Annotated in this window: 22 protein-coding genes; 11 read left to right on the forward strand and 11 right to left on the reverse strand. The window is 64.3% G+C overall.

The genetic code is table 11. The annotated features are described in order from the left end of the window. Nucleotides 1-4: 4 nt before the first annotated feature. The 8 genes from A9X01_RS28285 to A9X01_RS28320 are packed head-to-tail and all read right to left on the reverse strand — an operon-like array spanning nt 5 to nt 7,711. Nucleotides 5-856: an enoyl-CoA hydratase/isomerase family protein gene (locus A9X01_RS28285; protein WP_065123874.1), complete on the reverse strand. Its 852-nt coding sequence runs from the start codon at nt 854-856 to the stop codon at nt 5-7. Beyond that, nucleotides 853-1,086, reverse strand: coding sequence for a biotin/lipoyl-containing protein (locus tag A9X01_RS28290; protein WP_065123875.1), 234 nt, complete (start codon nt 1,084-1,086; stop codon nt 853-855). The genes A9X01_RS28285 and A9X01_RS28290 overlap by 4 nt, the downstream gene beginning before the upstream one ends. Beyond that, nucleotides 1,083-3,101 (reverse strand): alpha-ketoacid dehydrogenase subunit alpha/beta, encoded by a 2,019-nt coding sequence (locus tag A9X01_RS28295; RefSeq protein ID WP_065123876.1) that lies wholly within the window; start codon nt 3,099-3,101, stop codon nt 1,083-1,085. Before A9X01_RS28295 ends, A9X01_RS28290 begins: the two co-directional genes overlap by 4 nt. Nucleotides 3,102-3,149: 48 nt before the next feature. After that, on the reverse strand, nt 3,150-3,569 hold the full coding sequence (locus A9X01_RS28300; RefSeq protein ID WP_065123877.1) for a nuclear transport factor 2 family protein: 420 nt from the start codon (nt 3,567-3,569) through the stop codon (nt 3,150-3,152). Next, nucleotides 3,566-3,973, reverse strand: coding sequence for a Zn-ribbon domain-containing OB-fold protein (locus tag A9X01_RS32005; RefSeq protein ID WP_065123878.1), 408 nt, complete (start codon nt 3,971-3,973; stop codon nt 3,566-3,568). Before A9X01_RS32005 ends, A9X01_RS28300 begins: the two co-directional genes overlap by 4 nt. Then, nucleotides 3,970-5,142 carry an acetyl-CoA acetyltransferase gene (locus tag A9X01_RS28310; RefSeq protein WP_065123879.1) on the reverse strand — a complete coding sequence of 391 codons (1,173 nt, stop codon included), beginning with the start codon at nt 5,140-5,142 and terminating at the stop codon, nt 3,970-3,972. The genes A9X01_RS32005 and A9X01_RS28310 overlap by 4 nt, the downstream gene beginning before the upstream one ends. Next, entirely contained in the window at nt 5,139-6,641 is a 1,503-nt protein-coding gene (locus A9X01_RS28315; protein ID WP_065123880.1) for a class I adenylate-forming enzyme family protein, read from the reverse strand. The genes A9X01_RS28310 and A9X01_RS28315 overlap by 4 nt, the downstream gene beginning before the upstream one ends. Further along, nucleotides 6,638-7,711, reverse strand: coding sequence for an LLM class flavin-dependent oxidoreductase (locus A9X01_RS28320; protein WP_065123881.1), 1,074 nt, complete (start codon nt 7,709-7,711; stop codon nt 6,638-6,640). Before A9X01_RS28320 ends, A9X01_RS28315 begins: the two co-directional genes overlap by 4 nt. Nucleotides 7,712-7,822: 111 nt before the next feature. On the opposite strand from A9X01_RS28320, the gene A9X01_RS28325 reads away from it, so the two are divergent. The 7 genes from A9X01_RS28325 to A9X01_RS28355 are packed head-to-tail and all read left to right on the forward strand — an operon-like array spanning nt 7,823 to nt 14,275. Further along, a complete protein-coding gene (locus A9X01_RS28325) occupies nt 7,823-8,650 on the forward strand; it encodes a MaoC family dehydratase (RefSeq protein WP_065123882.1) in 828 nt (275 codons plus the stop codon). Nucleotides 8,651-8,652: 2 nt separating this feature from the next. After that, complete coding sequence (locus tag A9X01_RS28330; protein WP_065123883.1) at nt 8,653-9,285, forward strand: TetR/AcrR family transcriptional regulator; 633 nt, start codon at nt 8,653-8,655, stop codon at nt 9,283-9,285. 10 nt (nt 9,286-9,295) lie between these two features. Next, nucleotides 9,296-10,024, forward strand: a complete 729-nt coding sequence (locus tag A9X01_RS28335; protein ID WP_253849462.1) for an SDR family NAD(P)-dependent oxidoreductase — start codon at nt 9,296-9,298, stop codon at nt 10,022-10,024. A 56-nt stretch (nt 10,025-10,080) separates the two neighbouring features. Further along, nucleotides 10,081-10,854 (forward strand): enoyl-CoA hydratase-related protein, encoded by a 774-nt coding sequence (locus tag A9X01_RS28340; protein ID WP_065123884.1) that lies wholly within the window; start codon nt 10,081-10,083, stop codon nt 10,852-10,854. A gap of 13 nt (nt 10,855-10,867) precedes the next feature. After that, nucleotides 10,868-12,499: a class I adenylate-forming enzyme family protein gene (locus A9X01_RS28345; protein WP_253849463.1), complete on the forward strand. Its 1,632-nt coding sequence runs from the start codon at nt 10,868-10,870 to the stop codon at nt 12,497-12,499. Continuing rightward, a complete protein-coding gene (locus tag A9X01_RS28350) occupies nt 12,496-13,146 on the forward strand; it encodes a nuclear transport factor 2 family protein (protein WP_065123885.1) in 651 nt (216 codons plus the stop codon). Before A9X01_RS28345 ends, A9X01_RS28350 begins: the two co-directional genes overlap by 4 nt. Nucleotide 13,147: 1 nt before the next feature. Beyond that, the gene (locus A9X01_RS28355; protein ID WP_065123886.1) at nt 13,148-14,275 is read left to right on the forward strand and encodes an acyl-CoA dehydrogenase family protein; all 1,128 of its coding nucleotides are present in this window, start codon (nt 13,148-13,150) and stop codon (nt 14,273-14,275) included. Between the two features lie 5 nt (nt 14,276-14,280). Here A9X01_RS28355 and A9X01_RS28360 read toward each other — a convergent pair whose 3' ends face one another. Next, the gene (locus A9X01_RS28360; RefSeq protein ID WP_065123887.1) at nt 14,281-15,090 is read right to left on the reverse strand and encodes an SDR family NAD(P)-dependent oxidoreductase; all 810 of its coding nucleotides are present in this window, start codon (nt 15,088-15,090) and stop codon (nt 14,281-14,283) included. A 112-nt stretch (nt 15,091-15,202) separates the two neighbouring features. On the opposite strand from A9X01_RS28360, the gene A9X01_RS28365 reads away from it, so the two are divergent. The 4 genes from A9X01_RS28365 to A9X01_RS32385 all read left to right on the forward strand — a co-directional run bounded on the left by A9X01_RS28365 (nt 15,203) and on the right by A9X01_RS32385 (nt 18,909). Continuing rightward, entirely contained in the window at nt 15,203-15,961 is a 759-nt protein-coding gene (locus A9X01_RS28365; protein ID WP_065123888.1) for an SDR family oxidoreductase, read from the forward strand. 28 nt (nt 15,962-15,989) lie between these two features. After that, nucleotides 15,990-17,273, forward strand: a complete 1,284-nt coding sequence (locus tag A9X01_RS28370) for a DUF427 domain-containing protein (protein ID WP_065123890.1) — start codon at nt 15,990-15,992, stop codon at nt 17,271-17,273. A 297-nt stretch (nt 17,274-17,570) separates the two neighbouring features. Further along, complete coding sequence (locus tag A9X01_RS28375; protein ID WP_366663731.1) at nt 17,571-18,596, forward strand: cytochrome P450; 1,026 nt, start codon at nt 17,571-17,573, stop codon at nt 18,594-18,596. Nucleotides 18,597-18,615: 19 nt separating this feature from the next. Beyond that, nucleotides 18,616-18,909 carry a DoxX-related protein gene (locus A9X01_RS32385; RefSeq protein WP_495524983.1) on the forward strand — a complete coding sequence of 98 codons (294 nt, stop codon included), beginning with the start codon at nt 18,616-18,618 and terminating at the stop codon, nt 18,907-18,909. Here the strand turns inward: A9X01_RS32385 and A9X01_RS28380 are convergent. Both A9X01_RS28380 and A9X01_RS29610 read right to left on the reverse strand, forming a co-directional pair. Further along, nucleotides 18,893-19,504 carry a TetR/AcrR family transcriptional regulator gene (locus tag A9X01_RS28380; protein WP_065123891.1) on the reverse strand — a complete coding sequence of 204 codons (612 nt, stop codon included), beginning with the start codon at nt 19,502-19,504 and terminating at the stop codon, nt 18,893-18,895. The genes A9X01_RS32385 and A9X01_RS28380 overlap by 17 nt on opposite strands. Nucleotides 19,505-19,586: 82 nt before the next feature. Beyond that, nucleotides 19,587-19,739 carry an aldehyde dehydrogenase family protein gene (locus tag A9X01_RS29610; RefSeq protein WP_253849466.1) on the reverse strand — a complete coding sequence of 51 codons (153 nt, stop codon included), beginning with the start codon at nt 19,737-19,739 and terminating at the stop codon, nt 19,587-19,589. Nucleotides 19,740-19,845 lie beyond the last annotated feature (106 nt).

The following is a 19,845-nucleotide window of genomic DNA, read 5'->3' on the forward strand; positions in this document are numbered from 1 at the left end:
CACGTCACTCGCCTTCACCCTTGGGCAACCAGGCTGGGCGTCGGGTCTCGACAAACGCGTCGCGGTCATGGCTCACCTGCCATTGCGGGGCTCGCTTCTGCAGAAACGCGGTGAAGGCTTCAATTTGCTCGGAGGTACCGATCGACGACCAGTAGCCGGAGACGTCGACGGCTGGCAGCGCACGCGCCATCTCCCGTTTGACCGCGGCGCGTGCTGTTGGGCCCGTCTTGCGCACCCGATCCAGCAACGCGTCGACTTCGTCCCGGAGGTTGTCGTGCGCTACCACCTTGCCGACTAGCCCTAGCCGCTGCGCCTCGGCCGCGTCGATCCAATCGTTGCCGTAGATCAGGTGATTGGCCCGCAGTGTGCCCAGGCGTTGCGGCAGTCGGGCGGCGACGAAGGCTTCGTACACGCCGCGCGTCAGGTCCGGAACGCGGAACCGCGCTCGGTCGGAGGCGATGACCAGGTCCGCGAACAGCGTCATGACGAGACCACCGCCCAGCGCAATGCCGTTGACCGCGCAGATAACCAATTTGGGTATCCTGCCCAAGGTTTCGAAGGGCGTCCCGTCGTAGGACTCGGTGAAGGCATCCCAACGCCGGTCCGGATTGCCGTCGGCATTCATGTCACCGCCTGCGCAAAACGATTCGCCGGTTCCGGTAATCACCAGAAAGTCCAATTCGGGTTCGTCAGCTACGATCATCGCGGCGCGCTTGATGCCGTGGTATCCGTCGGCGGTCACGGCGTTCTTCTTCTCCGGCCGGTTGATGGTGACCGTTAGGGTGTCGCCCTCGATTTTTCCGGACAGTTCGGCGGCCCCAAGGTCGATCTCGGCCGATTTCGGTAGCGGGGTCACTGGTCGTCAATCACCGCGAGCAGTTCGCCAACGTCATAAGTGTTGCCTGCCTTCACTTTCCAGGCGACGACCCCGCTGGCGGGTGCTTCAATGTCCATTTCGACCTTGTCCGTGGCGATCTGGTATAGCGGATCCCCTTCGGCAACCCGAGCGCCGTCGGCCACGTGCAGCTGGATCAGCTCGGCCTCGGTGATCGCGTCGCCAGGTTTGGGCATCCGGATCTCGATCAAAGGACCCTCCTGACGGCGTCAACGATTCGCGCGGCGTCCGGACGGCAGGCAGCCTCCAGCGTCGCCGCACGTGGAACGGGCGTGTACGTGCCCGCGACGCGCTGGATGGGGCTGGTGAGCACGCCGAACAATTCGGCGCCGACCGCAGCCGCAATTTCCGCTCCCGGGCCGCAGAATCCCACCGACTCGTGCGCCACGATCAACCGGCGGGTCTTGCGGGCCGAATCGACGACGGTGGCCAGGTCCAGCGGAACCAGCGTCCTCAGATCGACGACCTCAACGGAAACGCCCTCGCTCTCAAGCTGGTTGGCGGCTCCGAGGGCGGCGTGTACGGTGCTGCCGTAGCTGCAGATCGTGACATCGGTTCCGAGCCGTTTGACGTCGGCCTGCCCCAGCGGGATCAAGTAGTCGGCCGTAGGCACCGGTCCCTTGCCGCCTCCGTAGAACAGCTTCATCGACTCGATGAACAGACACGGATCATCCTCTGCCAGGCACGCATTGAGCAGACCCACCGCATCGGCGGCGGTACTGGGCCACACCACTTTGATGCCGGGGGTGTGCATCGCCCAAGCCTCGAACGCCTGCGAGTGCTGCGGCCCGGCGGCAGTGCCAACCATGGCGCGGATGATCATAGGCGCACCTTTTCGGCCGCCCGACATATAGCGGATCTTCGCCGCATGGTTGGCGATCTGGTCCATCGCCACCCCCAGGAAATCGACGAACATCAATTCGGCTACTGGTCGCAACCCGGCCAGCGCGGCACCGAGGGCCGCACCGATGATCGACGATTCGGCAATCGGAGTGTCGCGAACACGTTCGGCCCCGTATTTGGTGGAGAGTCCCGCGGTGATCTTGAACATTCCGCCGGCCGGATCGGCGATGTCCTCGCCGAGCAGGACGATCGAATCGTCGGCGGCCATGGCGCGGTCCAGCGTACGGTGAATCGCCTGCACCAGGCCGAGGGTCTCGGTCTCGCCGGTGGGAATTTCGGCGCGCTCGGCCACCGGTGCGGCCAACTCGACGCCGTTGAGGGCGAATACGTCTCGGGTGAGTTCGTCGAGCGGCGGCGGCTCGGCCTCGCGGGCGGCGGTGAAGGCCGCATCGATCTCGGCGATGAGTTCGGCGTCAAGCCGGTCGAGTTCGGCCTCGGAGGCCACGCCGTGTTCGATGAGTCGGCGACGATAGTTGTCGAACGGCGGGTTTGCGCGCCGGGCGGCGAGTTCGTCGGGATCGGCGTAGGGCATCTGGTCACCGAAATAATGGCCCTGCAAGCGGTAGCCGACGGCTTCGACGAACGAGGGGCCACCACCGGATCGGGCGCGCTCCACAGCGCTCGTTACTGCGCTGTAGACGATTTCGGGATCGGTCCCGTCAACACTCACGCCCGGCATCCCGTAGCCAGCGGCCCGATCGGACAGGCGTTCGGTGCGGGTGTAACCGGCGATCGGCGTACATTCGGCCCAGGCGTTGTTCTGGCAGAAGAACACCACCGGCAGCCGCCACAGTGCGGCCATGTTCATCGCCTCGTGCACGTAACCGATGCTGGTGGCGCCGTCCCCGAAGCTCACCAACACCACCTGGTCAGTGCTTCTTGTGGATGCGGCAAGGGCAATCCCGTTCGCGATGAGTGGTCCCGCGCCGACAATTCCGGTGGTCCAAGCGATGCCGTGGTCGGGGTCGTATATGCCCATAGCCCCGGCCTTGCCTTTCGACAGGCCGGTGCTTCTGCCGAGGATCTCCCCGAAATAACCGGCCAGATCAATGCCTTTGGCCACCACATCGCCCAAACCGCGGTAGGTGGTCACGATCTGGTCGTCGGCGGCCAGTGCGAGCGCAGCCCCTGCCGACATCGCCTCCTGGCCGTCGACAGGCCAGTAACTCATCGCGATTTCACCGGACGACAGCCCCTTACGGACACGGTGATCGGCGTGGTGCACCTTGCTCATCAGCCGGTACAGCTCAACGGCACGATCGCTGCTGAGCGTTTGATACCCGACGTCCACCGGCGTCGCCATCGGTGCTCCTTCCATCTGACGGCAAGTCTACGATATGACGGATTTTGTTCAGCCGTGCCGCGGGGTACCGGGTTCCGCGATCGCGCCGTCGAGCTGCGCCGTGACCAGCATCCGGTCGAAGTAACAGCGCTCCAGGATCAGGTTGGGCCCGTCAAAGCCGAACAAATTCATGCTGAGCATGTCAATAGATGTGCCCGGCGACGTGGTTCGGGTTTCCACGACCAACCCCCGGTCGCCGTGGAAAATGGCTTCGGCGGCGAACTGAAGCTTCGGCGGCTGCGCCCATTGGTTCAGCAACATTGCGCGCACCGCGTCTTCGCCATCGAAAACCATTCCAGTAGGGATGATTTCGTAACGTGGGTGGGTGAAGGTGGCCATTGCCGCGTCGATGTCGCAGGCGTTCTCGGCGGCGACATGGCGCAGTACCAATTCTTCGCGAAGTCGGCGCAACCCGGCGACGCTGTTCACTGGGGCTCCGACTGTGGCTGGAACACCGGGAGTTGGCGGACGTCGTCGATTGCGACCCAGCTGACCTCGACCCGGTCCCCGACGGCAGGTATCGCGCCAAAGACGTTGGACATCATCCGCGCGCCCTCGTCCAGATCGACCAGCACTACCGAATACGGCACCTTGTCGGCCAGGGCGGGGAACGCGGGCCGGTGATGCACACTCACCGCGTACACAACCCCCTTGCCGCTCAATGTTTCCCACCGCAGAGATGCCCCGCCGCAGTGTGGGCAGGCATGTCGCGGGTACCACACCAACCGATGGCACGAGCCGCAGCGCTGCATCCTCAGTTCGTGGCGCCGGGTTGCCTCCCAGAATTCTGCTGACACTGGGCTGGGATCTGGCACTGGCACCGTCTCGCTCATAACGTGGCCTCCGTTCCGAGGATGACGGTCGAGGTCGCCGACAGCACTCCGCCGGTGCCGTGTGCGACCGCCGTCTGCGCATCCGGGACCTGCCGTTCGCCGCAGTCACCACGCAGCTGACGGGTGGCCTCCACGAGCAGGAACGCGCCGAACGCACCAGGATGGGTGTACGCCAGGCCGCCGCCCGAGGTCTGGCCTGGCAGCGCACCGCCCGGGGCCAGCGCGCCGCTGCCGACGAAAGATCCGCCTTCTCCCTTGACGCAGAAGCCGAGATCTTCCAACGCGAGCAGGACGGTGATGGTGAACGAGTCGTACAGCTCGACCACGTCGATCTCGCCCGGGGTCAGCCCCGCGGCCCGGAACGCAGCCGGGCCCGACACGGCGCCTGGCGTCACGGTGAGATCGGGCATTTGCGAGATCATCGCGTGCGATGCCGCCGAGGCCGCCCCGAGGACCATTGCCGGCGGCCGGCGTAGCTCGCGGGCGCGATCGGCGCTGGTCATCACGATGGCCGCGGCACCGTCGGTGACCAGGCAGCACTCCAACCTGTGCACCGGTTCGGCAATGAAACCGGACTCGAGTACGTCCTCTACCGTGATCGGATCACGCAGGTAGGCAAGCGGATTCCGCTGCGCCCAACGCCTGGTGTCGACGGCGATCTGAGCGAGCTGCTCAGCGGTGGTCCCGTAAGTGGCCATGTGGCGATTGGCGGCCAACGCGTAGGCGCTGATGGGCAGCATGACGCCGTAGGGGGTTTCCCACTCCAACCGCTCTGGTGTGGCGAACACGCCGAGTCCCTTCTCCCCACGCCTGCGGGCCGCGCGCGGCGTGGAGGCGTAGACGATCACCACCGTCTCGGCCACGCCCGCCGCGATCGCCGCGGCGGCATGCTCGACATATAGCCCGTAGCTGGCGCCGCCGGTCTGGGTGGCATCGGTGAATCTGGGTGCGATCCCGAGGTATTCGGCCAGTTCGACCGAATGCATCAGGGTGCCGCCGGTGCAGGTGCACAGCCCGTCCACGTCGCGCACCGACAAGCCGGCGTCGGCCAACGCCGATCTGATCACGCGGGCCTCCAGCTCGCGCACCGGAACATCGATCACGCCGGAGGGCGAAACCTCGTCGGCCACACCGACGATGGCAGCGGCACCCCGGATCTCGGCCGTCACGCTTGCGCCTCCTCGAAGAGTTTGCGTAGTCCTGGTTGGCTGACCTTCAGCGAAGGCGTCCGGGGCAACTCGTCGACCACGATCAACCGCGCCGGGACTTGGTAGCGGCTCAGTCGATCGCGCAGGAATTCCAGCAGTTGGTCAGGTGTCGCAGTGGCGCCGGAGGCCAATTCGACCGCAGCGACCGGGACCTGACCGAGACGCTCGTCGGGCAATCCCGTCGAGCCTGCGTCGCGCACCGCGGGATGGCTCCGCAACGCCTTGACGATGTCGTTGGGGGACACCTTGAAGCCTCCGCGGATGATTGCGTCGTCGGTGCGGCCGTCGATGAACAAAAAGCCATCGCGATCGATGCGACCGAGATCGGTGGTGGCCACCCAGTGGCCGCCGGTGGTCCGTACTTCGATGCGTCCCTGCTGCCCAGCTGCCATTTCGGTGCCATCCGTGACGGATACGATACGAACTTCGCGCCCTTTCTGCGGCCGGCCCACGCTGCCTCGCTTCCGCTCCGCCCACTCGCGGTGCAGCGCGAGGTTCCAACCGGCGACCCCACCGGCGAACTCGGTGGCGCCGTAGGACGGCAGCACGGCCACGCCGTAGCGCTTTTCGAAGGCGATCTGCACCTCCGCCGGCAGGGGCGCCGTCCCGGAGGTCACTACCTCGACGCTCAAGAACGCTTCGGGGGGCACGTCGGCATCAAGGACCATTGCCAACGCTGACGGAACCAAACTGACGGCACGGGGGCGATGACGGGTGACCAGATCGACGAACTCCGGCACCCGAAACCGCTCGAGCAACGCGATCTTTCGCCCCTCACAGATGTTGAGCAACGTGCGGAACAGCCCAGACATGTGCACCAACGGTGAGGAGACGATCGCCACTCCTGACCGGAGCCTGACCTGTGGCTCGCCGGACGAGCTGTAATGTGCACTCGCGGCCGCAATAGTGTGCTCAAAAGATCGATACGACAGTGGAATCCGCTTGGGCGGACCGGTAGTGCCGCTGGTCAGCATCTCGACGGCAATGGGGTCGGGATCCAGGTGCGCCGCGCGGAACGGTCCCGGGCCGAGTCGGTCCAGGCCGGATACGGATCGGCAGGCGGTCGGATTGATGTCGGCCTGCAGCCCGAGCGCGCCGCCGGCAGCCTGGGGGACGTCAAGGCGGCGCCAGTCCGCCGGCAGTGCAATCAAAGCAGGTACCCGCAGGCCGGCGATGTCGGCGTTCAAGCCGGTGTCACCGTGCGACGGGTTGATCGTCACCACACAACCACCGGCGAGCAGCACGCCGAGCAATGCCCCAACCATCGCCGGATGATTGCGCAGGATTAAGCCGACCGCCGGACGTTGGCTCAAACCTACTGCGGTCAGTCGTTTCTCAACTTCGCCCGCGATGGTCGCCAATGTCTGCCAATCAGTCCAACTGTCTCGGTACTCAATGGCGGGTGCGGCTGGGTCGAGTGCCAGAACCGCGCGCAGGCGGGCGGCCAGCGGCTGGCTCAAACTGCGGCGGCCGCGAGTTCGGTGGCGGCCGGAATCACCTCTTGGGCAAAGAGTTTCATCGACTCGTAAACCTTGGTTCGTTCCATTGCGCCACCTCGGGACATGCGCAGCATGATGTTGCGCCAACCCATGTCGATCACGGTCCGCATCTTGGTGACGATGCGGTCGGGATCGCCCATGAGAGTCAGGTGTGAATTGAGCACCTGTTCGTAACTCTGTTTGTCGTGCTTTTCGAACCAGTCCGAGTACGCCTTGTAATCGGCCGGTATCTCTCCGCCTCGCTCGAACGGGTTGGAGTACTTGCGGTGGGTCTGAATCGACAACTCAACACTGTCCCGTGGATAGGTGCGGGCGAATCCGTCGTCCTGGTGGCAGAAGGCGTTCAGGAGCGCCCAGACATTGCCGGTGGCGGCATCGAGACCTTTCTTGCTCTGTACGTCGAGGTAAATGTCGAGCGCGCCTCGCAGATCCGGATCCACCTGATATGGATTGCCGATGATGGCACCGAATCCTTTGTCGGCCAGCCACTCGAAGCTCGACGGTGTCTTCATCACGGTGCCCCAGACCGGCACCGGACGCTGTACCGGCCGCGGATAGATCGTGACGTCGTCGATGTGAAAGTACTTGCCGTGGAAGGTGACGTTCTCCTCACTGAGCAGGCGATGCACAATTTCCACGCATTCCTGATAGCGCCCGGTCGCCTCGTCCATCGATACACCGAAGCCTTTGAACTCATGCGACTGGTAGCCGCGACCGAAGCCGGCATCGAACCGCCCGCCGGAGAGCGTATCGACCAAAGCGATGCGCTCGGCCAACTGGATCGGACTGTGGAACGGTGCGACCATGCAGGCGGTACCGATCCGGACGCGATCGGTCTGTGCGGCGATGGCCGTGGCAATCTGCGGCAGGTCGGCCAGCATCCCGTAGGGGGAGAAGTGGTGTTCGGCCAACCAGACCTCGTCGTAGCCGAGTTCTTCGGCCCACCGGGCTTCTTCTAATACGTTGGCCAGCACTTCCCGGTCGCTGAGGTGGTTCGGCTTGTCGCCGAGGATGAATACGCCGAATCGCATGCCGTCCTCCCGTCCCTGGCCTCGCCGGGGGTGTCGAAGAAGTAGTTGCAGTAACTGCCACTATATTGCACGATTAGACAGATAACGTCAATCCGTACAGCAGGAGGATAAGTGGGCCTCACCGCATCGGTGATCGGGAAAACCCTGAGTCCGAGCATCTTTCGCTGGAACGCTACTGACGCGATCCTGTACGCGCTGGGCGTAGGGGCGCGTCCGCCGGCAGAACTATCGCTCCTCAACGAGGCGAACGGACCGGACGTGCTGCCCACTTTCGCCCTGATAGCCAACTGGTGGGCGGTCAAGGATCTGCGCAGCGCGCTCGACCTCGGGGAGTATCCGATAGTGCACTCGGCGCAGTCGCTGGTGCTCGATCGCCCGATCGGGCCGAGCGGCGAGTTATCGGTGCACGCCGAGGTTTCGGCGGTGTGGGATAAGGGCAAGCACGCCGCGGTGGAGGTGGTCGGTCGTGGAACTGATGCCGAGGGCACCGTGTTCGTCGCCCGTTCGCAGACCATGGTCCTGGGCGCGGGCGGGTTCGGCGGTCCCCGGGGCCCCAGCGCGGAACCGGATCCCGACACTGCGCCGGATGCGGTGTACGACGACGTTATCCGGCCCGAGCAGGCCGCGATCTACCGATTGTCCGGAGACCGTAATCAGTTGCACATTGACCCGGCCGCGGCCCGCAAATTCGGCTTTGATGACGTCTTTCTGCACGGGTTGTGCACCTTGGGCTTCGCGGCGCGGGCGGTGATCAATGCGGTCGGCGGCGGAAAGCCGCAACGGTTGACATCGTTGAGTTGTCGATTTGCCAAACCCGTGCGACTCGACGCCGAGTTACGCACCCAGATGTGGCGGAGCGGGCAGGAGGTCCGGTTCCGAACACTGCAAGGCGAGGTGGTGGCGCTCAGTTCCGGAAGCGCCACCCTGGCAGGAGGTTGATCATGGATCAACGACGAGCCCGCGGGTTACGCAACCGTCAAGCGCTGATCCAAGCGGCCATCGAGCTGTTCACCGCGCACGGCTATGAGTCGGTCACCATCGAGCAGATCTCGGCCGCTGCCGGTGTGGCACCTCGGACCTTCTTCCACCACTTCGCCGCCAAAGACGACATCTTGTTCGACGGGTACGCCGAGCGCCTGCAGGAGGCGACTCGTCGATTCCGGGCCGCCGCGTGCCAATCATCGAATTCCCTGTGGGATGCCCTCGCGGACGCATCCTCGGCGGTGGGCCAGGCGATAGCGGAGTCACCCGAGATCTTCCTGGCGCGTGCACGCATGTACCACAGCATGCCTGCGCTGCGCGCGACGATGCTTCGGATCAACGAGGACTGGATTGATCAACTCACGGCCGAAGTAGCCCGATGGTTGAACAGCGACTCGGCAGCCGATTTGCGGCCGCGACTGGCTGCGACACTGATCAACAGTGCCAATCGGGCTGCCATCGACGTATGGGTCGCCGGCGGCGGCAAGGCGGACCTACGGCGATTGATGGCCGATTCGGTGGAACTGTTGCGGCCCTCCGTTGCTGCGATCGAACAAGCCGCAGCCGGCGCGGGAGGCCAACGTGTCGGATGAAGCACTGCCGTTGGCGATCGTTACCGGGGGAGCGAGGGGCATCGGTGAGGCCATTGTGGCGGAGCTGATCGCCACCGGCCATCGGGTGGCCGCGCTCGATATCAACGCCAAAGCCATTGCTGTGGCCAGGGATTCGGATGCAGCGCGAGCCGGGCTGCTGTTGCCGGTGGAGTTGTCCATTACTGACCGGGATGCCGTCGAACACGCGCTTGGTGAGCTGGCCGAGCGGCACGGGCCGCTGAGCGCGCTGGTCAACAATGCCGGGATGACCCTGCCTGCAACCTTTTTGGATCAAACCGATGAGGACTGGGACCGTATCGTCGATGTCAACCTCAAGGGCACGTTCGTGGTGGGTCAGGTCGCGGCCAGGCAGATGGTGGCCGAAGGCCGCGGCGCGATTGTCAACGTCAGCTCGGTCTCGGCTCATGGTGTGCGCACTGGTCCGCCCGCGTACGCGGCTGCCAAGGCTGGCGTGGAAGGACTGAGCCGGCTGATGGCCGTCCAGCTCGGCCCGCTCGGCGTTCGCGTCAATACCGTGGTGGTCGGTACCACGGCCACGCCCTGGTTACTGTCGCGCAAGAGTGACGACGAGCTCGCCCGGATGCGCCAAACGACGTTGACCGGGCAGATTGGCGATCCCGGCGACGTCGCGAGCATGGTCGCATTCCTGTGTTCTCCCGCGGCCAAACACATCACCGGCCAGCTCATCTCGATTTCCGGTGGGCAATGGATGCCTTAGCGGTTGCGCGGTACAGTAAGACATTTAATGACTGAGTGTTTAGTCTTGAGGCGAGGATGGCCGTGGATCTGAAGCGGATTTTGTTCGACGTCAGCCAACATGTCGCGACAATCACGATCAACCGCCCGGAGCGGCTCAACGCGACCGACGACTTGACCCGCACCGAGTTGGGCATAGCGTGGGCGCGAGTGCGCGAGGACCCCGGCATTCGGGTCGCCATCATCACCGGCGCCGGCGACCGGGCTTTCTCTGCGGGACAGGACATCCGGGCCACCGCCGAGGGCGGCATCCGTAACAAGATTCCCGGCTCGCGCCTGCATCACAATGTCTGGAAGCCGGTCATCTGTGCGCTCAATGGCATGGCGGTGGGCGGTGGTCTGCACCAGGTCGCCGACTCCGACCTGATCATCGCGGCCGAACACGCCGAACTGATCGACACGCACCTGGCGGTCGGCAATGTCTTCGCGCTCGAGGCCGCGGTGCTGTTGCGCCGAATGCCATTGTCCATGGTGATGCAGTTGGCGTTGATGACCAAGAACGGCCGCATCAGTGCTCAGCGCGGCTACGAGATCGGGCTGATCAACGAAGTGGTGCCCGCCGACCAACTGCAGAGCCGGGCGCGCGAAATCGCGCTGGACATCGCGAAACTATCACCGGCGACCGTACAGGCATCCATCAAAGCGATGTGGACCAGCCTGGATGTCGGACTGCACGCCGCGAACGATGTCGCTTATCGCTATGTGCTGCAGCATCAGCTGACCCATCCCGATTACCGAGAGGGGATGGTCGCGTTCGCCGAAAAGCGTGAGCCTCGTTGGGTCGTGCAATGACAGCGGGTGCCCGGTGAACCGGACGTTCAGCTACGAGCCGCTGCCGTACCCGGCGGTGGCTCCGGCGATGCTAAGAGCGCTGGCCGCCTCCTATGGCGACAATGATTTGGTCGTCTCCTCGATCGGCGATGGCCGCGTCGAGCGGATCACCTATGGGCAGGCCGATGCCCGTTCGGCGGAACTGGCCCGCCGTCTGCTGGCCGCGGGCGTCACCAAAGCTGTCCGTGTCGGGGTCATGGCACCCAATGGACCGGATTTCGTCGTCGCCTTCCTGGCGATCACGCGTATCGGTGCGGTCGCGGTGCCGATCAACACGTTCTTCCGGCCGGCGGAATTGCGGTGGCTGCTGCGTGACGCCGACATCCACACGCTGCTGGCGGTGGACACGTTGCTCGGCAAAGACCTGTTGGCCCGGATCGGCGAGGCGATCGGGGATATCACCACCGCGGGCACTCAGTTGGCCCTGCAGCGACTCCCGCAGCTGCGCAATGTGTTTGCCCTCGGTGACACTGGGCGCAGTTGGCCCAGCACATGGCCAGAACCGATGCCCGAGGCATTCTTGCGTGCGACCGAGGCGACGCTGCGGCCGGCTGATGATCTTGTGGTCATTTACACATCGGGCAGCACGTCGGATCCCAAGGGGATCATCCACACCCACGCCACCGTGATCACACACTCCCGGTTCATCGCCACCCAACACGAATGGAAGCCGCACGACCGGGTTTACGTCCCGATGGCGTTCTTCTGGGTTGGAGGTCTGGTATTCGGGCTGCTGGGCCCGATGCAGACAGGCGCGACGATTCTGACCGAGCACAAGTTCGAGCCGGGCGATGTACTGCGACTGCTCGCCTCCGAACGCGCTACCTACACAACGGGTTTCCCGCACATCGGACCGGCCTTGGCCAACCACCCCGACTTCGCACGTACCGATTTGTCGGCGCTGCGTGACGGCTACCAGCAGGTGCTGCTGGCGCCGGAGCTGCGGGTGGCTGATCCGACGCTGCGGGTGGCCCAGCTCGGCATGACCGAAACCTGCAGCTCCCACACGTGGTGGCCGCCCCACGAGCCGGTGCCGGAGAGCAAGCGTGGCTCGCTCGGCGTCTCCGCACCCGGATACGAACACAAGATTGTCGACGGTTCTGGCGTCGAGGTACCCACTGGCACGGTTGGCGAGATCTGCGTGCGGGGAACGGCGATGATGCGCGGGATGGTGGGCCGCGAGCGCGCCGAGCTGTTTGATAGCGACGGCTGGTACCACACCAAGGACGCCGGGTATCTCGACGACGACGGGCACCTGTACTTCACCGGCCGGATCGACGACATGATCAAGACGTCTGGCGCCAACGTCGCGCCGGTTGAGGTCGAGACGGTGATCAGCCAGATCGACGCCGTCCGGATCGCCTACGTCATAGGCCTACCCGACGCCGACAAAGGGGCTGTGGTGTGCGCGGTGGTGGTACTCAACGAAGGCGAACGTGCGACCAGTGAGAGACTGATCGCGACCTGCCGAGAACAGCTGGCCGCCTACAAAATTCCGAAGCGTTGGGTGATCCTGCCCAGCGCCGAGCAGCTGCCGTACACCACAACCGACAAGATCGATAAGGCACGGCTGGTCCAGCTGGTAGCCGCCGGGGAGCTGCTATGACGGACCTGGCGGCACTCCAGGCGCGGATTGAACGTTTAGAAGCGCTGGACGAGATCAGGCAACTGGCCGCCAAATACGCTGTGGCCCTGGACATGCGCGATTTCGATGCCTTGGCGAACCTGTTTGTGCCCGATGTGGGTGTGCCGGGCAGGCGGCGCGGCCGCGAAGCATTGCGGCAGTGGTACGACACGGAGATCCGGCGCTCGCTGCTGGGCAGCGCTCACGGCGTACTGGGTCATGTCATCGACGTCCACGACGGATGTCGGGCCACGGGATTGGTCTACTCCCGCAACGATCTGGAGACGGAGTCGGCATGGGTCATCGAGTTGCTGGCGTATCTGGATAGCTACGAAAGGCAGGATGGGCGTTGGTATTTCGCCCGAAGGACGCCATTGTTCTGGTATCAGAGCGACATCACTGATCCGCCCGTAGGCCCGCACAAGATGCGCTGGCCCGGCACCACCGCGCACGACGGTGCTTTTCATGAGGCGTTTCCGTCCTGGGATGCATTTCAGCACGCCGACCCCGGACGTTTCGACCGGCCCGTGCCGGCTCCCGCGGCGGTGGGTAGCTGGCTTGCGACCCTGCACCGTGGGCAGGACACCCCGCGAGTCGACCCGACGGGCCGAAACGGCGGCGCGCGCTGACATGGCTAACGGCACGAGGAATTTCGCACTCAGCGATGATCAAAACGAGTTGCGTCGCACCGTCCGTGCGTTTCTGGAGAACAAGGCCGACGAAGCCGCCGTACGCCGGCAGCTGGAATCCCCCGTCGGCTACGACGCCGCGGTGTGGCGTCAGATGTCCGCTCAGCTCGGCCTGACGGGATTGGTGATTCCCGAGGAACTGGGTGGCCAGGGCTTCACCTTCGTCGAACTCGGCATCGTTGCCGAGGAACTGGGCAGATGTCTACTGCCGACACCCTTTTTCGCATCGGCCGTTCTTGCCGCCGGCCTCCTGCTCAGTACCGGTGATTCGGAAGCCCAGACGCGGTACCTGCCGGGTATCGGCACGGGGTCGACGGTCGCAACCGTGGCAGTCACCGAGAGTTCAGGGCGTTGGCAACCCGAGAGCATTCAGGCATGTGCCCGCAGTGCAGCCGACGGATGGGTGCTGGACGGAGCGAAGACCTACGTTCTGGACGGCTGTGGCGCCGACGTGATGTTCGTGGCCGCACGAACCGGAGTAGGCATCTCGCTATTCGCCGTCGACGACTTCGCGACGGTGGTGCGCCGGCCGTTGTCGACCCTCGACCCCACGCGCAGGCAGGCGCGCATCGAGTTCGGCGCTACCCAGGCAAGCCTCATCGGACAGGAGGGGCAGGGCTGGCCCGTCTTGGCGCGCACCCTCGCATTGGGCGCCTCGGTGTTGGCGGCCGAACAAGTCGGCGGCGCCCAACGATGCGTGCAGATGGCCGTTGACTACGCGAAGGTACGCAAGCAATTCGGCAAGCCGATTGGATCGTTCCAAGCGATCCGGCACAAGTGCGCCGACATCTATCTCGACGTCGAATGTGCCCGTGGGGCGGCCTATTACGCCCTGCAAGCGGCTGCTGCATCGTCGGACGAACTCCCGGCCGCGGCGTCGCTGGCCAAGGCCTGCAGTTCAGAAGCCTACGCACGTGCCGCCGCGGCCAACATCCAGATCCACGGTGGCATCGGTTTCACCTGGGAGCATCCCGCCCACCTGTATTTCAAGCGCGCCAAGTCCTCCGGACATCTGCTGGGGGATGCGACCTTTCACCGCTCGTTGCTCGCCGACCTGGTCGGGATCTGACGCACTCAGAAGTCGGTCCCGCCGTCGATGTTTATCGCCGCACCGGTGAGATAGGCGGCGCGGTCACCCAGCAGGAAGGCGATCAACTCTCCCGCTTCCTTCGGTCGGCCACCCCGACCAAGCGCCACCCGCATGTTCCAGTCCGGATTGCTGGCCAGGTGGGTGTATATCGCGTCCTGCAATGGCACCCCGTACTCGGCGGCGCGTTGCGCCCGGATGAAGTCATTGACCTCGGTATCGAAGAGCCCCGGACATACCGTGTTGACCCGGATTCCGTCGGCCCCATGCGTTTTCGCCAGGATCTTCGACAGCGTCAACACGGCCGCCTTGAGGGCGTTGTACGGCGGAATCAGTATTTTCGGTGCCCGGACGGAATAGGCGGCGGTCGTGACGATCGTTCCGCCCCCGTTGCGCTGCAGGTGCGGTATGACCGCCCGGCACGAACGCACCGTCGCCATCAGGATCATCTGGTAGTACCAATCCCAAGACTCATCGGAATGCTCGAGAAACGGCCCCTGTTGGTTCATCGGTCCCGCGGTGACGGCGAGACCGTGTAGCGGCCCGAGGCTGCTAGCAGCCTGGTGGATTGCGCGTTCGACGCCGTCACCGGGGGCTGCGGCGTCGACCGCAATGCCCACCGCGCGGATCCCATGCCGTTCGGCCAACTGTGCTGCGCGGGCGCCGGCGCGGTCCTCGTCGCGTGCCAATAGAGCAACATTCGCGCCATCCGCAGCCAGCTGCTCGGCGGCGGCGAATCCGATGCCGGTCGTGCCGCCCACCAGGACGAAATTGCCTCCTGAGACGCCGAGGTCCATGCTGTCTCCCTTGGTCGGTCCGGCTCGTTGCCTAGTAGTTCGACTAAACATAGTGTGTACTATTGTTCTTCATCATCGTGTTGGGGCGGCGGGCATCCCCGGAGAGGGCGTCATGGCTGAACGGACGCTGGCCGGTAAGCGCGTAGTGGTCGTCGGAGCCTCGGCTGGCATCGGGCGGGCCTTCGCGGTACGAGCCGGTAAGGAAGGAGCGGTCCTGCTCGCCGCGGCCCGTCGACCGGATCGGCTCGCCGAAGCCGTTGCCGAGGCCGGTTGCGGCACGCCGGTTGTCGCGGACGCACGCAATGCCGAGGACTGTGCACGGATCGCCGACACGGCTCGGGACCGTTTCGGCGCCATCGACCTGCTGTTTGTCTCCATCGGATATGCCCCGCTTCGCATGTTCGCCGACACCTCGTCGGACGAGTGGTTCGACGTGCTGCAGACCAATGTGGTGGCTGTCCATCGCGTGGTGAAGGCGTGCCTGCCGGTGCTGAGGCCGGCGGCGGTGGTGGCGACGATGACCTCGGAAACCGTCGGGCAACCGCGGGCGGCGTTGGGCGCCTACTCCGCCAGCAAGGCGGCGCTGGCTGAGAGTATGAACGCTTGGCGTACCGAACATCCCGAATTCCGGTTTTGCGATGTCACGGTGGGCGGGACGGTGCCCACCGAGTTCACGGCCGCGTTCGACGCCGAGCTATTGGGTGTCGCCGTGCAGCAGTGGATCGCTCGAGGTTTACTGCAGCAGACGATGATGACGCCGGACGATGTCGCAGACGTGCTGGCGGGGATGTTTGCCAGCGTGCTTGATTTCCCGGGTGTCGGGCCCGAAAGTCTTGTCCTGCGGCCGGCCTCACCGATGGTGAGCCCGTGACCGTGGATACCGATGGGATGATCTGCAGATGACGACGACTCAAGTCCGATCGGCCTGGCCGGATCACCCCGACTACCGAATCGAGGCCGTCCCCTGTTCTCGGTCCGCCCAGGTTTGGTTCGGTGACGTCTTACTTGCCGAGAGCGATCGTTGCCTGGTGGTCACGGAGACCGATCACGACGACAGGCTCTATTTCCCGCAATCCGATGTCCGCTGGGAACATTTCGCACCGTCGGAGCACACCAGCGTCTGCCCCTTCAAAGGACGAGCGAATTACTGGAATCTGACTGGGGCGGATGCAGCGATCGACAACGTTGTCTGGACCTACCGCACCCCGTTGGCCGAGGTGGCGGCGATCGCGGGCTATGTGTCGTTTTACCAGGAGTCGCTGCGGGTGGTGCTGCTCGACGACTGGCCGGACGGGTCGACGGTGGCCGTGTCCTTCCCGTTGTGGGGTGACGCCGAGGAGTTGCGCAGACTCATCGATGTGGTACCCGACGGAGCCGACCGGTTCCTCGGACTGGCCCATGGGCCGACTCGACGTAATGTGGTCGAGGGCGGTCAATTGTTGGCCGAGTCCATCGTCGCTGTGGCAAAAACGTTCCCAGCACAGCGGATTACGTCAGCCTCGATGATTTTCGCCAAGTCGGCCTCCTTCGACGCGCCAGTGAACGTAGCTGTCGAGACCCTTCGCCGGGGTCGCACGTTCTCGTCGGCGCACGTCAAGATCACCCAGCACGGAATACTGCGCAGCGCGGGCGTCGTCTTGGCCGATGCCGGTGCGGTCGACGTGATGCGCGACGTCGAACCGATGCCGGATCTGCCAGGACCCGACGCGGCGATTCCGTTCTCGGGTTTCGGCATGACGGGTCGGGAGATTCGGGTCATCGACGCGGCCTACGATCCCGACCCGGACCGGCTGGGACCCCCGGTCATCAATGCGTGGGTGCGCTTTCGCGACGACCCCGGTACGCCGACTTTGCGAGCTGCTCTGCTTGCCCAGTCGACCACGCACTGGACCATCGCGGCGGCGATGCAACCGCACCGCGGACTCGGTGAAGCGCGCGCACATATCACACTGTCAACCGGAATTATGAAGGCTGACATCGCCTTTCACGATGACGTCGACATCACGGACTGGCTGCTGTATGTCAATAACGCCTTTTGGTCGGGTCGTGGTCTGGCGCAGGGTGACGGCCGGGTGTTCACCCAGGACGGACGATTGGCGGCGTCATACACCATTCAGGCGATGGTGCGTGACTTCGCGCAAGATCCAAGGGCAATGGGGCATGACAGTCGCACGGCGATGTGAGGGAGAGACGTTTTGACTGTTCTGGCAAGCGTTTCGCGAAATGCCCGGGCGGCAGGCTCGGTTGTCAAGCCATTTGTCGAGTCCGCCCGGCTGAACCTGTCGACGGCTGTGAACCAGCGCCGGCTTGGCGCGAGCGTTTACGCGGGAGCCGAGTTGACGGACTACGACCCGCTGGATCCGCGGGTAGCGGCTCAGCCGTTCGCCGCCTACCGCAAGCTGCATGCCGGGGGGCGGGTGCACTACAACCGCAGGCGCAGAACGTGGATACTGCATCGGCACAGCGATGTCCGTGCGGCGTTGACCGATACCGACAAGATCAACAGCACGCAGGGCGTGACCCGGATGAAGTTCTCGATGCCGTTGATTGTCATGACCGATGGTGAGCAGCATGCCCAGCTCCGCAGGAAGGTCCAGCCTGCATTTACCAAGCGCGCGATGGACACCTGGAACCCGATGATCGACGAGCTGGCCCGGACTCTGGTAGCTGAGGTGCTGGCAAATCCCGGTTGTGATGTCGTCGAAAAACTCGCTATCCCAATGCCGATCAGAATGATCGCGCACATTCTCGGGGTTCCCGACGGCGACACCGCCAAGTTCCGACGCGCGTCGGACAATGCCATCCACATCATTGATTTCGCGCCCAACGCGGCGGCGATGGCCAGGTGCCTCAGGGGCGTTGGCGGCGTCATGAGATTGCGCAGATACTTCATGGATCAGTTCGCCGCGGGCCGATTGAAGGGGTCCAACACCGCGCTGGGGCGTCTGGTCGACGGCAATGCCGACGGTGCAATGACCGATGACGACCTTTTCTTCATCGCGATGTTGCTGCTGATCGCCGGAAACGAAACAACCACCAACGTGCTTGGTGGCATGTTCGACACCTTCGCGCGAAACCCCGAGCAGTACGACCGGATTCGGCAGGATCCCACACTCATCCCCATGGCGGTGGAAGAACAGCTGCGGTACTCCACGCCGATCCAGAATCTCTACCGCTACACCGTCGCTGATTACCGTGTGGGGGACGTGACGATACCGGCGGGAGCCCGCGTCATGTTGTCCTTCGCCGCGGCCAATCGCGATCCGCTGGTGTTCGAAAGCCCGGACGAATATCGCGTCGATCGGAATCCACGCACGCATGTGGCATTCGGATATGGGGCGCACATGTGTCTTGGCGCCCCACTGGCGCGTCTCGAGGCGCAGGCGGTCCTGCGGGAGTTGGTGGCCAATGTGTCCCGGATATCGCCGGCGGGCGAAGTGCACTGGTCGACCAACAGCTCGCTGCGCGGCCCGACGCGCTTGCCGGTACGGCTGACACGAGCTTGAGACGGGGAGTCCGATTACGGTGGAATCGACGCTGCCGGGGCTGGCCGTTGTCGCGATAGGGTTGGCTCACTTCGCAGTTCCGCAGTACTTCGATCCGATCAACGGGTTGGCGTTTCCCCGGAACCCGCGGCGCCACACCTACGTCAACGGAGCTATCGAGACGCTTATCGGCGCATTGCTTGTCAGTCCAAACACCCGCGTCGCACGTAACGCGGTTTCGGCGGCATACGTTTGCCACCTGCTCATAAATCTGCTCCACGCCCGAGTCGTAGCGAGACGAGGCGAGAACGCGATGCTCAGCGCAGACCGTTGATCGCGAACTTCTCCACGTACTGCCGGACCGTCTCGGGCTTGGTCATGTCGAAGCTGAGGCCCTGATTGACCGTCGAGAACGAATACACGATCCGGGCGAGCCACTCACTGGCGGCGGTCACATCGATCCCGGCGCCGACCTCGCCACGCTTCTGCGCGTCCCGGACATACGGTTCCAGGAATTTTGTGGTTCGCCGGACCGCGCTGTCGCCGTCGGCAATCATGTGCCGCATGAGCTCGGCGTCGTCGGCCATCAGCCGGTTACGAGTGCGGTGGTCGAGCAGGATCGTCGCGTGCGTCTCGGCCATGGCACCTAGTTGTTCGGCCAGCGTGGCTTTGCCGGCCATTGCCGCGGCAACCTCACGGTAGAACCGTTGAGCGCCATGTTCGATGGCCGCCTCGATCAGCACATCGCGGTCGACAAAGTACCGGTAAATGGTGCCGCGCGAGACCTTGGCCATCCGGGCCACGTCCTGCACACTGGTGCGCTGAATTCCCAGTTGACTGAAACACTCATTTGCGGCGTCCAAGATCTGCTCGCGACGGTCGAACTCGTCGGCGACTTCGGTCTCGCCAGCGACTCGCTCCGTTGACATGACCTTCCTCCGCCTCTCAGACACTTTTCATAGCTGATGCTACGTGACAACCGATGTTCTAGTGTCACGGCGCACCAGTCGCTCAGCCGATGAACGTGGTCTTCGTCTCCAGGTACTCCATTACTCCGGCCTGCCCATTTTCGCGTCCCAAACCTGACTGCTTCATCCCGCCGAACGGCGCGTGGGGTTGCAGTGACCATGAGTTGATGCCGACACTGCCGGCGGTTGCGTCCACCAAAGTGGTGTATCAGTCGGGCCGTGAGGTGAGGACCGGCGTGTCGCAGCCGGCTAGATAAGGGTCATCGCGTGATTCTTCGAGAGACCGTCCAAAGTCACTCGAG

Origin of the sequence: Mycobacterium asiaticum, assembly GCF_001668675.1 — a bacterium.
GTDB classification, from domain to species: domain Bacteria; phylum Actinomycetota; class Actinomycetes; order Mycobacteriales; family Mycobacteriaceae; genus Mycobacterium; species Mycobacterium asiaticum_D.

Excerpts from the sequence above, each read along its gene's own strand:
- A9X01_RS28295 (WP_065123876.1), bottom strand. The coding sequence starts at position 3,101 with ATGGCGACGCCGGTGGACGTCGGGTATCAAACGCTCAGCAGCGATCGT.
- A9X01_RS32005 (WP_065123878.1), bottom strand. The coding sequence starts at position 3,973 with ATGAGCGAGACGGTGCCAGTGCCAGATCCCAGCCCAGTGTCAGCAGAA.
- A9X01_RS28320 (WP_065123881.1), bottom strand. The coding sequence starts at position 7,711 with ATGCGATTCGGCGTATTCATCCTCGGCGACAAGCCGAACCACCTCAGC.
- A9X01_RS28330 (WP_065123883.1), top strand. The coding sequence starts at position 8,653 with ATGGATCAACGACGAGCCCGCGGGTTACGCAACCGTCAAGCGCTGATC.
- A9X01_RS28340 (WP_065123884.1), top strand. The coding sequence starts at position 10,081 with ATGGCCGTGGATCTGAAGCGGATTTTGTTCGACGTCAGCCAACATGTC.
- A9X01_RS28350 (WP_065123885.1), top strand. The coding sequence starts at position 12,496 with ATGACGGACCTGGCGGCACTCCAGGCGCGGATTGAACGTTTAGAAGCG.
- A9X01_RS28355 (WP_065123886.1), top strand. The coding sequence starts at position 13,148 with ATGGCTAACGGCACGAGGAATTTCGCACTCAGCGATGATCAAAACGAG.
- A9X01_RS28360 (WP_065123887.1), bottom strand. The coding sequence starts at position 15,090 with ATGGACCTCGGCGTCTCAGGAGGCAATTTCGTCCTGGTGGGCGGCACG.
- A9X01_RS28365 (WP_065123888.1), top strand. The coding sequence starts at position 15,203 with ATGGCTGAACGGACGCTGGCCGGTAAGCGCGTAGTGGTCGTCGGAGCC.
- A9X01_RS28370 (WP_065123890.1), top strand. The coding sequence starts at position 15,990 with ATGACGACGACTCAAGTCCGATCGGCCTGGCCGGATCACCCCGACTAC.
- A9X01_RS28380 (WP_065123891.1), bottom strand. The coding sequence starts at position 19,504 with ATGTCAACGGAGCGAGTCGCTGGCGAGACCGAAGTCGCCGACGAGTTC.